Annotated in this window: 14 protein-coding genes; 7 read left to right on the forward strand and 7 right to left on the reverse strand. The window is 69.5% G+C overall.

All coding sequences use genetic code 11. The features are described from left to right. Position 1: 1 nt before the first annotated feature. On the reverse strand, positions 2–499 hold the full coding sequence (locus ACYVKA_RS02055) for a hypothetical protein (protein ID WP_460702597.1): 498 nt from the start codon (positions 497–499) through the stop codon (positions 2–4). Between the two features lie 105 nt (positions 500–604). Continuing rightward, on the reverse strand, positions 605–2,452 hold the full coding sequence (glmS, locus tag ACYVKA_RS02060) for a glutamine--fructose-6-phosphate transaminase (isomerizing) (RefSeq protein WP_460702599.1): 1,848 nt from the start codon (positions 2,450–2,452) through the stop codon (positions 605–607). 133 nt (positions 2,453–2,585) lie between these two features. On the opposite strand from glmS, the gene coaA reads away from it, so the two are divergent. The 5 genes from coaA to ACYVKA_RS02085 all read left to right on the forward strand — a co-directional run bounded on the left by coaA (position 2,586) and on the right by ACYVKA_RS02085 (position 5,554). Beyond that, positions 2,586–3,581, forward strand: coding sequence for a type I pantothenate kinase (gene coaA / locus ACYVKA_RS02065; protein ID WP_460702720.1), 996 nt, complete (start codon positions 2,586–2,588; stop codon positions 3,579–3,581). A gap of 80 nt (positions 3,582–3,661) precedes the next feature. Then, a complete protein-coding gene (locus ACYVKA_RS02070) occupies positions 3,662–3,976 on the forward strand; it encodes a hypothetical protein (RefSeq protein ID WP_460702601.1) in 315 nt (104 codons plus the stop codon). Then, positions 3,976–4,299 carry a hypothetical protein gene (locus ACYVKA_RS02075; protein ID WP_460702603.1) on the forward strand — a complete coding sequence of 108 codons (324 nt, stop codon included), beginning with the start codon at positions 3,976–3,978 and terminating at the stop codon, positions 4,297–4,299. The genes ACYVKA_RS02070 and ACYVKA_RS02075 overlap by 1 nt, the downstream gene beginning before the upstream one ends. After that, complete coding sequence (locus ACYVKA_RS02080) at positions 4,275–4,805, forward strand: M15 family metallopeptidase (protein ID WP_460702605.1); 531 nt, start codon at positions 4,275–4,277, stop codon at positions 4,803–4,805. Before ACYVKA_RS02075 ends, ACYVKA_RS02080 begins: the two co-directional genes overlap by 25 nt. A gap of 293 nt (positions 4,806–5,098) precedes the next feature. Next, positions 5,099–5,554, forward strand: a complete 456-nt coding sequence (locus ACYVKA_RS02085) for a hypothetical protein (protein WP_460702607.1) — start codon at positions 5,099–5,101, stop codon at positions 5,552–5,554. A 7-nt stretch (positions 5,555–5,561) separates the two neighbouring features. Here ACYVKA_RS02085 and ACYVKA_RS02090 read toward each other — a convergent pair whose 3' ends face one another. The 5 genes from ACYVKA_RS02090 to treZ form a co-directional block, all read right to left on the reverse strand. Beyond that, positions 5,562–6,563, reverse strand: coding sequence for a bile acid:sodium symporter family protein (locus ACYVKA_RS02090; protein ID WP_460702608.1), 1,002 nt, complete (start codon positions 6,561–6,563; stop codon positions 5,562–5,564). 76 nt (positions 6,564–6,639) lie between these two features. Next, positions 6,640–7,992 (reverse strand): phosphoglucosamine mutase, encoded by a 1,353-nt coding sequence (gene glmM, locus ACYVKA_RS02095; RefSeq protein ID WP_460702610.1) that lies wholly within the window; start codon positions 7,990–7,992, stop codon positions 6,640–6,642. 131 nt (positions 7,993–8,123) lie between these two features. Continuing rightward, complete coding sequence (gene rpsI, locus ACYVKA_RS02100) at positions 8,124–8,651, reverse strand: 30S ribosomal protein S9 (protein ID WP_394277074.1); 528 nt, start codon at positions 8,649–8,651, stop codon at positions 8,124–8,126. A 44-nt stretch (positions 8,652–8,695) separates the two neighbouring features. Further along, complete coding sequence (rplM, locus tag ACYVKA_RS02105) at positions 8,696–9,139, reverse strand: 50S ribosomal protein L13 (protein ID WP_394277073.1); 444 nt, start codon at positions 9,137–9,139, stop codon at positions 8,696–8,698. A 141-nt stretch (positions 9,140–9,280) separates the two neighbouring features. Then, the gene (gene treZ, locus ACYVKA_RS02110; protein ID WP_460702612.1) at positions 9,281–11,056 is read right to left on the reverse strand and encodes a malto-oligosyltrehalose trehalohydrolase; all 1,776 of its coding nucleotides are present in this window, start codon (positions 11,054–11,056) and stop codon (positions 9,281–9,283) included. Between the two features lie 119 nt (positions 11,057–11,175). Here treZ and ACYVKA_RS02115 point away from each other — a divergent pair, with 119 nt between their 5' ends. Together ACYVKA_RS02115 and ACYVKA_RS02120 are read left to right on the forward strand one after the other, a co-directional pair. Further along, on the forward strand, positions 11,176–12,543 hold the full coding sequence (locus tag ACYVKA_RS02115) for a glycoside hydrolase family 125 protein (protein WP_460702614.1): 1,368 nt from the start codon (positions 11,176–11,178) through the stop codon (positions 12,541–12,543). Then, positions 12,540–13,256, forward strand: a complete 717-nt coding sequence (locus ACYVKA_RS02120) for an MOSC domain-containing protein (protein ID WP_460702616.1) — start codon at positions 12,540–12,542, stop codon at positions 13,254–13,256. Before ACYVKA_RS02115 ends, ACYVKA_RS02120 begins: the two co-directional genes overlap by 4 nt. The last annotated feature ends 3 nt before the right edge of the window (positions 13,257–13,259 follow it).

The raw sequence follows: 13,259 nt of genomic DNA on the forward strand, positions 1-13,259 counted from the left end.
TTCACAGGCCCCGGGTGCTGGCGCGGTGGCGGGCCAGGGCGACGCCCCGGGCGGCCGCGGCGATGCTCGCTGGCTCGGCGGCTTCCATGGTGCGGGCGGCGAGCACCTCGAGGAAGGCCTCCTCGGCCTCGCGATGGCGTCCGGCTGTCAGCAGGGTCCTGGCCCGGTGTTCGCGCAGGAAGGTGGTGCGGGCGCCGTCGCGGACCTCCGCGAGCAGCTGGCCGAAGGCGGCCAGTGCTTCGCCGTGCCTGCCCTGGGCGCACAGCGCGTCGGCGTGCAGGGTGCGAGTGCGGAAGTCCTGCGCTGTCCCGGTCAACAGGTCGGCGGCACGGGCGGGGTTGCCGCCCCACAGGGCTTCGAGGGCCTGCGAGCAGGGGTCGTCGGCGCGGTCGGCGCGGAAGGCGTCGAGGTCGGTGATGTGCGCCCGCAGGGTCTCGGGGTGGAGTTCCCATCCGGGGCCGCTGGGCAGTGCGTCGGGCAGGTCGGGCGTGCTGGTCACGTCTTGACGATAGCCCCCGCAGACAGCCAAGGCCTCCTCGGAGGACTCCGAGGGGGCCTTGGCGGTGGCTACCTGCTCATTGTGTGGGGCCGCAGGCGCCCCTGCTCATTCAACCGTGACGGACTTGGCCAGGTTGCGGGGCTGGTCGACGTCATTGCCCAGCTGGGTGGCCAGCTCGCAGGCGAACAGCTGCAGCGGGATGATCGACAGCAGCGGCTGCAGCAGGGTCGAGGTCCTGGCGTGACGGATGATGACGTCCGCGTAGGGCGTCACCTCGTCGTCGCCCTCCTCCACCAGGACGATGGTGCGGGCGCCACGGGCACGCACCTCCTGGATGTTGGAGACGACCTTGTCGTGCAGCTGGTCGCGGCCGCGCGGCGGGACGGCGATGAAGATCGGGATGTCCTTCTCCACCAGGGCGATGGAGCCGTGCTTCAGCTCGCCTGCGGGGAAGCCCTCGGCGTGCTTGTAGGCGATCTCCTTGAGCTTCAGCGCACCCTCGAGGGCCGAGGGGTAACCGACGTGGCGGCCGAGGAAGAGGAAGGCCGGCTCGTCCTTCAGCTCGCGGGCCAGGTCGAGGATCTGCTGGTCGTTGTCCAGCATGGCCTGGATCTTCTCGGGCATGGTGGCCAGCTCGTCGGTGACGGCCTTGATCTCGTCGCCATACTTCATGCCGCGCACCTGGGCCAGGTAGAGGCCCAGCAGGTAGCAGGCCACCACCTGGGTCAGGTAGCCCTTGGTGGAGGCGACGCCGCGCTCGGGGCCGGCGTGGGTGTAGATGACGGCATCGGACTCGCGCGGGATGGTGGCGCCGTTGGTGTTGCAGATGGCGATCACCTTGGCGTGCTGCTCACGGGCGTGGCGGATGGCCATCAGGGTGTCGGCGGTCTCGCCGGACTGGCTGATGGTGACCACGAGGGTGTTGGGGTCGATGATCGGGTCGCGGTAGCGGAACTCGCTGGCGATGTCGACCTCGCAGGGGATGCGGGTCCAGTGCTCGATGGCGTACTTGGCCACCATGCCGGCGTGGTAGGCGGTGCCGCAGGCGACGATGATGATCTTGTTGATGCGGCGCAGCTCCTCGGGCGAGATGCGCACCTCGTCCAGGGTCAACTGGCCGTCGGCGTCGTAGCGGCCCAGCAGGGTGTCGGCGACGGCCTGCGGCTGCTCGTAGATCTCCTTGCGCATGAACCAGTCGTAACCGCCCTTCTCGGCGGCGGCGATGTCCCAGTCGATGTGGTAGGGCTTGACGGCGGTGGCCTCGGTGCCGTCGAAGTTGGTGATCGTGACGCTGTCGCGGGTGATCTCGACGACCTGGTCCTGGCCGAGCTCGATGGCCTCGCGGGTGAACTCGAGGAAGGCGGCGACGTCGGAGCCGAGGAAGTTCTCGCCCTCGCCGACGCCGACCACCAGGGGGCTGTCGTGACGCGCGGCGACGACCACGTCGGGATTCTGGGCGTCGATGGCCACCAGGGTGAAGGCACCCTGCAGCCGGTTGGCGACATCGTGCATGGCCTGGGTGATGGGGGTGCCGGCGTCGACGATCTTGCCGAGCAGCTGGGCGGCGGCCTCGGTGTCGGTCTCGCTCTTGAAGTCGACGCCCTGGGCCTCCAGCTCGGCGCGCAGCTCGGCGAAGTTCTCGATGATGCCGTTGTGCACCAGCGCGACGCGGCCGGACTGGCTCACGTGCGGGTGGGCGTTCTGGTCGGTGGGTCCGCCGTGGGTGGCCCAGCGGGTGTGGCCGATGCCGTGGTTGCTCTCCGGCAGCGGGTTGCCCAGGATCTCGTCGTCCAGGTTGGTGATCTTGCCCGACTTCTTGCGGTAGGAGATGACCCCATTGGACTCGACGGCGATCCCGGCAGAGTCATAGCCTCGGTACTCGAGGCGACGCAGCCCCTCGACGACAACGGTCTGGGCGCTTCGCGGCCCGATATATCCGACAATTCCACACATGGCAAGAAGCGTACAAAACTCATGAGCGATACGCGAATGACGCGCTGGGCACGGGCTGTGGGATGGACACCCGCCGCGCCCACGTGTGAGTCTTTCCGGGGAGGAGACGCCGGCCAGGACGCGGCGTACATCGATCGTGACGCACGAGAGCAGCGAGACCAAGGCTTCCGAGACAACTCGTCAGGCCGATGTGGACGAACCGGACGGGCCTTGGGTGCAGCTGGACCGCCAGTCATGGGCGGACCTCGCCGACCACACCGACATCGACCTGGACCAACCGACCCTGGACCGGTTGCGTGGCCTCGGTGACCCCACCGACCGTGCCGAGGTCGAGGCCGTCTACGTCCCCCTGACGCAGCTGATCCACCTGCACATGCGCCACACCGGCCACCTGTACCGCGCCAGCTATGCCTTCCTGGGCCTGGACGTGCGCCGCACCCCCTTCGTGATCGGCATCGCCGGGAGCGTGGCCGTCGGCAAGTCCACCACGGCCCGTCTGCTGCAGGAGCTGCTCTCGCGCTCCCCCGGCCGGCCGCGCGTGGAGCTGGTGACCACCGACGGTTTCCTCTATCCCAATGCGGAGCTGGAGGCGCGCGGGATCCTCGACCGCAAGGGCTTCCCGGAGAGCTATGACCGTCGGGCGTTGGTCCGCTTCGTCACCGACGTGAAGTCCGGCAAGCCCGAGGTGGAGGCCCCGGTCTACTCCCACATGACCTATGACGTCACCGACGAGAAGGTCGTGGTGCACCGCCCCGACATCCTCATTGTCGAGGGCCTCAACGTGCTGCAGCCGGCCCGCAAGCGCTCGGACGGCACCAGTGGCCTGGCGGTGAGCGACTTCTTCGACTTCAGCGTCTACGTCGATGCCTCCGAGCAGGACATCCGTTCCTGGTACCTGAGCCGCTTCCTGCAGCTGCGCAAGACCGCCTTCAGCGACCCCCGCAGCTTCTTCAAGCGCTACGCGACGATGTCGGATGACGAGGCGATCGCCTTCGCCAACACGATCTGGCACGACATCAACGGCCCCAACCTGCGCGCCAATGTTGCCCCCACCCGTCCTCGTGCCACCGTGATCCTGCGCAAGGGTGCCAACCACGAGATCGACGAGGTCTTCATCCGCAAGATCTGAGCACCGCCCCGGGCCATCCGGGATTCCTCTCCCGCTGCCCCCCAGGGGCACCACTGTCCCAGTCGTCCCCCCGCCGCCAGATGGCCGCACTGGCATTGGCGACGGCGGCACAGCCGAAACTCGGGACGCTGGGCGGTGCAGCCACCCGCGCAGGTCCGTCGCCCCGTGCCAGCGCGGCTGCAGGCCGCTCGATCACCATCGGCTCCGTGCGCTGCGTCGGTACCTGTGCCCCGACCGGCCTGCAGGCGGGTTTCGGTTCCTACCGCGTGCACGGAACCACCACCCTGCAGGTCCCGGTGCTGCACACCGGGCGGGTCACCCTCACCGCCCAGATGGCCGATGGCTCGACTCGTTCGACCGGCTGGTCGCAGAGCGTCGCCGCCCGGCGGTGGTGATGTCTGCCTCGAGCTTCACGGCATCGTCGATGAAGGGCACGCCCGTCTCCGGACGGGTCAGCACGGGCATGGCCGGGCGCACGGTGCGCCTGGCGGTCTGGGCCTGGTTCCCGCGCGAGAGGATCTCGCGCTGGTCCTACGCCCACCCCGTCACCACCGGCCGTGACGGCACCTTCAGCACCGTGCTGTCCTTCGACAATGGCTTCATCGGCAAGCGCACCTGGCGGGTGGAGAGCAACTACGCCAGCATCCCAATGCCCTGTTCTCCACCAGCACGAACGAGTACAAGGCGGCCAGGATGGACTTCACCACCGGCCCGGTGACCGCCGCCATGGTCCCGCACACCTACCGGTCCGGATGCCCCGTGGTGCCCTCGCAGCTGACCCGGATCAGCATGAACCACTTCGGCTTCGACGGCCGCATGCACGCCGGGCACATGATCGTGCACACCACCGAGGTGCAGCGCTTCCGCAATGTCTACACCGCCGCCTTCACCTCCCACTTCCCGATGCGGGTGATGAAGGACCCCAGCTCCTACCGAACCGACGACAACTCCGTGGCCGCGGACAACAACTACGCCTTCTTCTGCCGCCAGGTGAACGGCAATCCCTATGTGATGAGCCCGCACAGCTATGGGCGTGCCGTCGACGTGAACCCCTACCGCAAGCCCAATGGCGTCTGGTCTCCCCCGAACGGGCTGCCCTATGTCGACCGCTCGAAGCGCCGTCCCGGGATGCTGTTCAGCGACTCCGCCATGACCAAGGCCTACATCGCCAATGACTTCACGTGGCTCTCGGGCTTCGACTGGCAGCACTTCCAGGTGCGCTGACGTGAACCGCTCACCTCGCACTGTCGCCGGCCGGGTGCTGCTCGGAGTGGCGCTGGCGCTGGCGGGCTGCTCCGACCCCGCCACCACGACCTCTGCGGCCACGACCATCCCGGCGGCGACGGCGTCCTCGTCGCCAAACAGCGCGAACGCCCAGCCGTCGCGCCCGTCGGTGGCGCCAACCGGGTCGGCAGCCGTCCCCGAGGCCACCACCGTCCGGCCCAGCCCGGCACCCAGCACGGCCGGGGAGCTCTCCGCGGCCGACTTTCCCCAGCCAGATCCTGCGCTGGAGGCCGGTGGCCGGGGAGGGCGACGAGGACACCTACCAACCCAATGGCACCTGGGTGCACGCCCTCGACCCGCAGGAAACCGCCACCAACCTGCAGCTGCAGGCCTGTGGCGAGGCCAAGCGGCTGCCGGTGCCAGGCGCCGTGCTGGCCTCCGACTACAAGGACCCGTCGGGGGCCAGGGCCATCGGACAGCTGCTCTCCTTCGACTCACCGGCCACCGCCCGCAGCTTCGCGCAGAACTACCGCGCCAATGTGGAGACCTGCCGCACCCCTGGCGGCCTGTTCACCGCGACGGTGGTCTCGACCGATCCCTTCACGGCCCGTCGCGTGCTGGTCACCGACCAGAGCCGGTGGGTCGAGGCGGTGCGGGTGGACGACGACCGGGTGCGCCTGGTGATCGCCGACCAGGGCGCCGGCGAGCTGTCCGCCGCCGAGCTCAAGGAGCTGGCCGCGGGCCGCTGAGGCCGGTTCAGGACTGGTGGTGGTCGGCGGTGCGCCGGTAGACCATCGCCAGCAGCGCCCCGGAGACGTTGTGCCAGACCGAGAAGACGGCGCCGGGCAGGGCCGCCACCGGGCCGAAGTAGCCGGCGGCCAGGCCCGCGGCGAGGCCGGAGTTCTGCATGCCGACCTCGATCGAGATGGTGCGGGCGGTGCGCACGGACTGTCCCGTGGCCCGGGCCAGGCCGTAGCCCAGCAGGTAACCCAGGCCGTTGTGCAGCACCACGGCCAGCAGGACGATGCCGCCGGCCTGGGCCAGGCGCTCGCTTGAGGGGCCGACGACGCCCGCCACCACACCCGAGATGGCCAGCACCGAGATCCAGGGCAGCACCGGCAGAAGGCGCTGCACCCAAGGCCCCAGCGCCAGCCGGACCAGCAGGCCGCCGAGGACGGGGAGCAGGACGATGGAGACGATGTCGCCTGCCATCTTGGCCCCGTCGACCGGCATGTAGGTGCCGGCCAGCCACAGCGTCAGCAGAGGGGTCAGCAGGGGCGCCAGCAGGGTGGAGATGGAGGTGATGGTCACCGACAGCGCCGTGTCGGCGCGCGAGAGGTAGCTGACCACGTTCGAGGCCGTCCCGCCCGGGGCGCAGCCCACCAGGATGACGCCCGCAGCCAGGTCTGGCGGCAGCTGGAACAGTCGGGCGACGAGCCAGCCCATCAGCGGCATGATGCCGTACTGGGCCAGCACGCCGAGCACCACGGGCATCGGCCGCTTCACCACCAGCGCGAAGTCGGGGATGGTCAGGGTGAGGCCCATGCCGAACATGATCACCGTGAGCAGCGTGGTCACGTGCGGAGTGATGCTGCTGGCGGCGCCCGGCGCCCAGAAGCCGACTGCCGCGGCGAGCAGGATCAGGACGGGGAAGACGGTGACGGCGATGCGAGCATTGCGGTCATCGCCGCTGGTTGCCGAAGGCTGTGGCGCGTCGGGGCGTGCGGACGTGGGGGTGTCCTGGAGTGCGGTGGGCATGGGAGGAAAAATAGCGGAATGCCCATCGTGTGAGATGGGCATCCCGCTGTGTGGAACTACAGGCGTGGCTGCTGCCTCAGAGGCTGACGCGGTCCTTGACGATCGCGGCCAGTTCCTCGGCGACCTCCTGCGCCTTGTCCTGCGTGGCGGCCTCAACCATGACGCGCACGACCGGCTCGGTGCCCGAGGGGCGCAGCACGACGCGGCCGGTGTCGCCCAGCTCCTTGTTGGCGGCGCTGACCGAGCTCTGGATCTGCGGGTCGATGCCGGCGCGCAGCTTGTCGACATCGCGGACATTGATCAGCACCTGCGGCAGGCGGGTCATCACGGCGGCCAGCTCGGCGGCGCTCTTGCCGGTCTGCTTCATGCGGGCCGCGATGTGCAGGCCGGTGAGCACGCCGTCGCCAGTGGTGGCGAACTCGCTCATGATGATGTGGCCCGACTGCTCGCCGCCGAGGGTGAAGCCGTTGGCATTCATGCTCTCCAGCACGTAGCGGTCTCCCACCTTGGTGGTGTCGACCTGGATGCCGTGGGCCTTCATGGCGTTGACGAAGCCGAGGTTGCTCATGATGGTGGCGACCACGGTGTCTGAGTGCAGCTTGCTGCCCTCCTTGAGTGCCAGCGCCAGAATCGCCAGGATCTGGTCACCATCCACCAGCTCGCCGTCGGCATCGCAGGCAAGGCAGCGGTCGGCGTCGCCGTCGAAGGCCAGCCCCAGGTCGGCCCCCTCCTTGACGACGGTGACCTGCAGGTCACCCATGTGGGTGGAGCCGCAGTTCTCGTTGATGTTTTCGCCGTCGGGCGTGTTGTGGATGGCCACCACCTCGGCGCCCTGGGTCTCGAAGGCGGCCACGGCCGTCATCGAGCTGGCACCGTTGGCGCAGTCGAGCACCACCTTGAGCCCGTGCAGGCTGCCCTCGGTGCCCAGGCTGCTCACCAGGTGGGTCACGTAGGCCTCGACGGCAGAATGGTCGTCGGTGACGCGCCCGACATCCGCGCCGGTGGGATGCTCCCACTCCTCGCCGAGGCGGGCCTCGATGGCGTCCTCGATGACGTCGTCGAGCTTCACTCCTCCGCGGGAGAAGAACTTGATGCCGTTGTCGGGCATGGGATTGTGCGAGGCCGAGAGCATGACGCCCAGGTCGGCATTGCGGTCATTGACCAGGAAGGCCAGGCCAGGGGTGGGCACGACGCCCACCCGCACCACGTCGACGCCGGCGCTGGCCAGCCCGGCGACCACGGCCGCCTCCAGGAACTCGCCCGAGGCGCGGGTGTCGCGCCCGACCAGCGCGAGGGGACGGCGCCCGTCGAAGGCCCCTGCCTCCCCCAGCACGTGGGCTGCTCCCACCGAGAGTTCGAGGGCCAGTTCAGCCGTCAGGTCCTTGTTTGCGAGTCCGCGCACCCCATCGGTGCCAAATAGTCGAGCCATGGCAAACCACCCTAGCGCGCAGCAGAGGCAGACCGGCACTCGTTGCCCGGCAAGTCGTCGCCGGACATGGCAAGAGCCGCCACCCGACGATGGGTGACGGCTCTTGACCGGGGCACTGCCGCCCAGCAGGATCAGCGCTTGCTGTACTGCGGAGCCTTGCGGGCCTTCTTGAGACCGGCCTTCTTGCGCTCCTTGATGCGGGCGTCGCGGGACAGCAGGCCGGCCTTCTTCAGGGCGGGACGGCTGGCCTCTTCGTCGATCGCGTTCAGCGCACGGGCGATGCCCAGGCGCAGCGCACCGGCCTGGCCGCTGTCGCCGCCGCCGTGGATGCGGGCGATGACGTCATAGGCACCCTCGACACCGGCGGTGACGAAGGGCTCGTTGACGAGCTGCTGGTTGATCTTGTTCGGGAAGTAGTTCTCGAGGCTGCGGCCACCGTTGATCGAGAACTGGCCGCTGCCGGGCACGAGACGCACGCGGGCGACGGCCTCCTTGCGACGGCCCGTGGCACCACCGGCGGCGATCATCGCTGCGCGACCCGACGGGTTGGTGGCCGGGGTGGGGTTCGAGTCGGTGCGGTAGGCGATCTCGCGGTCACCCTCGGTGAAGGGAGCAGCCTCGGTTTCGACGTTCTCGTCGTGCTCTACGGTCTCAGACACATTGATTCCTTGATTCAGGTCGTTCGTCACGATGCTGGGCGTGCTCACTGGGCGATCTGGGTGATCTCGTACGCCTGCGGCTGCTGCGCGGCGTGGGGGTGCTCGGGGCCTGCGTAGACCTTGAGCTTGCTGATCATCTGGCGGCTCAGCTTGTTCTTGGGCAGCATGCCCCAGACGGCCAGCTCGACAGCCTTGCGGGGGTCCTTGGCCAGCAGCTCGCCGATCGGGGTGCTGGTCAGGCCGCCGGGACGACCCGAGTGGCGGTGGCGCAGCGAGGCTGCGCGCTTGTTGCCGGTCAGGGCGATCTTGGAGGCGTTGACGATGATGACGAAGTCGCCACCGTCGACGTGCGGGGCGAACGTGGCCTTGTGCTTGCCGCGCAGCAGGGTGGCGGCGGTCACCGCGAGGCGTCCGAGGACGACGTTCTCGGCATCAATAACATGCCAATTCCTGGTGATGTCCCCAGGCTTCGGGCTGTACGTAGACACGGGTCGCAGACCATCTTCCGTTAGAGAATTCGAACAAGTTTTGAGCGGCGCACGGGGTCGGTGGACGCCCCCACCGGAAACTTCCAGCGCGCAACAGCGATTCAGGCTACCTCGCGGGGGCGGGCAGGGTCAAAACGAGGCTCAGGAGCGTGCCGGCAGGCTCTCGCGGGTCAAGTGCAGCACGGCGGCGGCCTGGGGCCCCAACTGCAGCGCGCCGTCCACGATCTCCACCTCGCCGACGTGCAGCAGCACCTCGTGCTCGTCCTCCAGCTCGATCTCGACGGGGTCCATGTCGAAGTTGACCGCCACCGAGATCGTCTCGCCGCGCTCGAGCATGAACCAGTGCGACTCGGGATCGAAGCTGGCCGAGACCCACTCGAAGCGCGGGTCGGTGAGGTCCGGGTAGGTGCGACGCAGGGCGATGGCGTCCTTGTAGGTCTGCAGGAGCTCGGCGTGCACTTCACCCTCCAGCTCCGACCAGTCGAGCTTGGAGCCGGTGAAGGCCTCGGGGCTCTGCGGGTCGACGATGGTCGACGGGTCCCAGTCCATCTTGCTGAACTCCTCCAGGCGGCCCTGGCTGACCGCCCGGCCCAGCTCCGGCTCCGGGTGCGAGCTGAAGAACATGAAGGGGGTGCTGGCGCCCCACTCCTCCCCCATGAAGACCATCGGGGTGTAGGCGCTCAGCAACGTGATCAGCGCGGCAATCTGCAGCTGGCGGGGACTCTGGCGGGTGGCCAGGCGGGCACCATCGGCGCGGTTGCCGATCTGGTCGTGGTTGTCGGAACACACCACCAGCCGCCAGGTGGGGATCGTCGGGGTGTCCAGGCGACGGCCGTGGCGGCGCCCGCGGAAACTCGACTTGGTGCCGTCGTGGAAGAAGCCGGTCTCCATCACCTTGGCCAGCGCCTCCAGCTCGGCGAAGTCGGCATAGTAGCCGGAGGCGTCACCGGTGAGGTTGGCCAGCAGGGCGTGGTGGAAGTCGTCACTCCACTGCGCGTCCAGGCCGTAGCCGCCCGCTTCGCGCGGGGTGATCAGGCGCGGGTCGTTGAGGTCGCTCTCGGCGATCAGCGACAGCGGCCGGCCCAGGAAGGCGCTCAGCGCATTCACCTCGACCGCCATCTCCTCCAGGATGTGGATGGCGCGGGTGTCGACCAGCGCGTGCACCGCATCCAGCCGGAGGCCGTCGACGTGGTAGTCCTGCAGCCACATCAGGGCATTGTCGATGATGAAGCGACGCACCTCGTCGGATCCCTCGCCGGCCAGGTTGATCGCACTGCCCCAGGGAGACTGCACCGAGTCGTCGAGGAAGGGGCCGAACTGTGGCAGGTAGTTGCCGCTGGGGCCGAAGTGGTTGTAGACGACGTCCTGGATGACGCCCATGCCGCGGGCGTGGCAGGCGTCGACGAACTCCTGGTAGGCCTTGGGGCCGCCATAGGCGTGGTGCACCGCGAACCAGCCCACACCGTCATAGCCCCAGCCGTGCTCACCGTTGAAGGCGTTGACCGGCATCAGCTCCACCAGGTCGATGCCGAGCTCCACCAGGTGGTCGAGCCGGTCGATGGCGGCACTCAGCGTGCCCTCGGGGGTGAAGGTGCCCACGTGCAGCTCGTAGATGATGGCGCCGGCCAGCTGGCGGCCGGTCCAGTCCTGGTCCTTCCACTGGTACTCGGCCGGGTTGTAGAGGCGCGACAGGCCGTGCACGCCGTCGGGCTGCCAGCGCGAGCGCGGAGCGGGCACCAGCGTGGCGGCCCCGTCGAGACGGTAGCCGTAGGAGGCCCCGGGGACGGCCACGTCACTCCGGTCCTCGGGCAGGCGCCACCACCCCTCCTCGCCCTGGTCCAGGGGGATCTCGACCCCGTCGACGACGACGGAGACGGACTGCGGAAGGGGGGCCCAGACATCGAGGGAGATCGGCATGGACGGCTCCTGTGCGGTTGGTGGCGACGGGGTGGGACGCGGACCTTCTCCAAACTACCGGCTCGTGTGACACCGGCCACATCTGTGCGCTGGACGAACAGCGGGGCCATACTGTCGCCATGGCCCTCACGCGCCCGACCCGTCGCACGCCCCTGGGCATGGATCGTCACACGCCTTGGCGCATGAATGATCGCCCCCGGCCCCCGGCACTGCCGGCCGGGCTGGTCGAGGAGCGCTCCGCCCAGGTGGCCCGGGCCGCCGGGCACGCGCACCTGGGCCGGATGCACACCGAGCTGATGACCGATGCCTGGCAGCGCACCCTGGCCCCCACCCCGGAGGGGGTCTTCGTGCGCACCGGCGACATCGACGCCATGTGGCTGCGGGACTCGTCGATGCAGATGCGTCCCTGGCTCGCCCTGGCACGGCTGGACCGCGGCGTGGCCGAGGTGGTGGCAGGGGTGAACCACCTGCAGTGGCGCATGGTCCGCCACGACCCCTATGCCAATGCCTTCCGGATGCCGGGCCATCGCCTGCCCGCGTTGCGCCACCCGCTGGACAACCACCAGATCGCCAGGCCGCTGGACCCCTGGATCTGGGAGCGCAAGTATGAGCTGGACTCACTGGGCCTGCCGGTCCTGCTGGGCGACGGGTTGCTGCGGGCCACCGGCGACGACGGCCATCTCGACTGGGGCGCCCACGCGGCGGTCTCGGACGTGGTGGCGCTGTGGCGGCGTGAGCAGGACCACGAGCACAGCGCCTACCGCTTCGTGCGACTGCCCGCCGTCATGACGCGCCGCCACCATGACAGCCTGCCCCGCGGCGGTCGGGGCACTCCGGTGGCCCGTACCGGCATGACCTGGCAGGGCTTTCGCCCCAGCGACGATGCCTGCGCTTTCGGCTACAACATTCCCGCCCAGCTGCTCGCCGTGCGCGCCCTGGGCATCATCGCCGGCTGGTGCCAGCAGTTGTGGTCCGATGCGACCCTGGCCAACCAGGCACGCGAACTGGCCGCCGAGATTGCCGCGGGAGTGGAGCAGCACGGCTTGCTCGATGACGACTCCTATGCCTACGAGGTGGACGGGTTGGGCGGGGTGCTGGCCGTCGACGATGCCAACCTGCCCAGCCTGCTCTCGCTGCCCCTGCTCAGCGACGTCGGCGCCGAGGACCCGCGCTACCTGGCCACCCGGCGGCGCATTCTGTCGTCCCAGAACCCGTGGTGGCACCAGGGCGCCGTCGCCAGTGGCATCGGCAGCCCGCACACGCCGGGGCCGAGGGTGTGGCCGCTGGCCCTGGCCACCCAGGGGCTGACCAGCAACGACCGTGACGAGAAGGTGCGCCTGGCACTGCTGATGGCCCGCACCACCGGAGGCACCGACCGGATGCACGAGAGCTTCCACGTCGATGACGCCACCCGCTTCACCCGCAACTGGTTCGCCTGGGCCGACATGGCCTTCTGCGAACTGCTCGGCCAGGTGGCCGACCTGTGAGCGCCGTCGTCGAGGCGCTGGGCCGCTGCCTGGTCAAGGGCTGCACCTGGCAGCCGCTGGAGCGCGTCGAGGCGGGAGTCGACGGACTGGCCGAGGACCGGTTGTGGTCGCCGGTCGACGAGAATCTGCACTGCCTGCGCGCCACCGGGATGCCCGAGCTGGTGGGGCTGGAGGCGCCGCGAAGTGCCCTGGACGCCCTTGGCCCCGGCAGGGACCAGACCGTCCACTACTACGACCGGGCCGTCCGTGCCAGCGTCCACGACGGGCCACTGGCACAGGCGCTCAGTGCGGCCGCCGGAGTGCCGGTGCGCCTGGCCCGCAGCCGTGACGGGCAGCGCTTCATCTGGTCCAGCCCGGTGAGCCTCCTGCTGCGCAGCGAGCTCGAGGAGGCCGGGCTGCCGCAGGACCTGGCGCGCTATCGCGCCAATGTGGTCGTCGACGACCGCAAGGCCCCGCTGGCACCGGCTCCCGGCCAGCGGCTGCGGATCGGCCCGGTGGTGCTGCAGGTGGAGCGGCCGCTGGACCGCTGCATCGTGATCAACCACGACCCGGTCACGGGCCGTCGCGACCACTCCCTGCTTGGACGGCTGCGGCCGGGAGCGCTGCTGGCGCACGGCTGCCGCGTGGTGCACCCGGGCGAGCTGGAGCTCGGGGCCGGCGTGCAGGAGGTCTGGGGCGACTCGCTGGGCGGTGTGGCGGCGGGCAGAGACTAGGCT

The organism is Luteococcus sediminum, assembly GCF_054783495.1.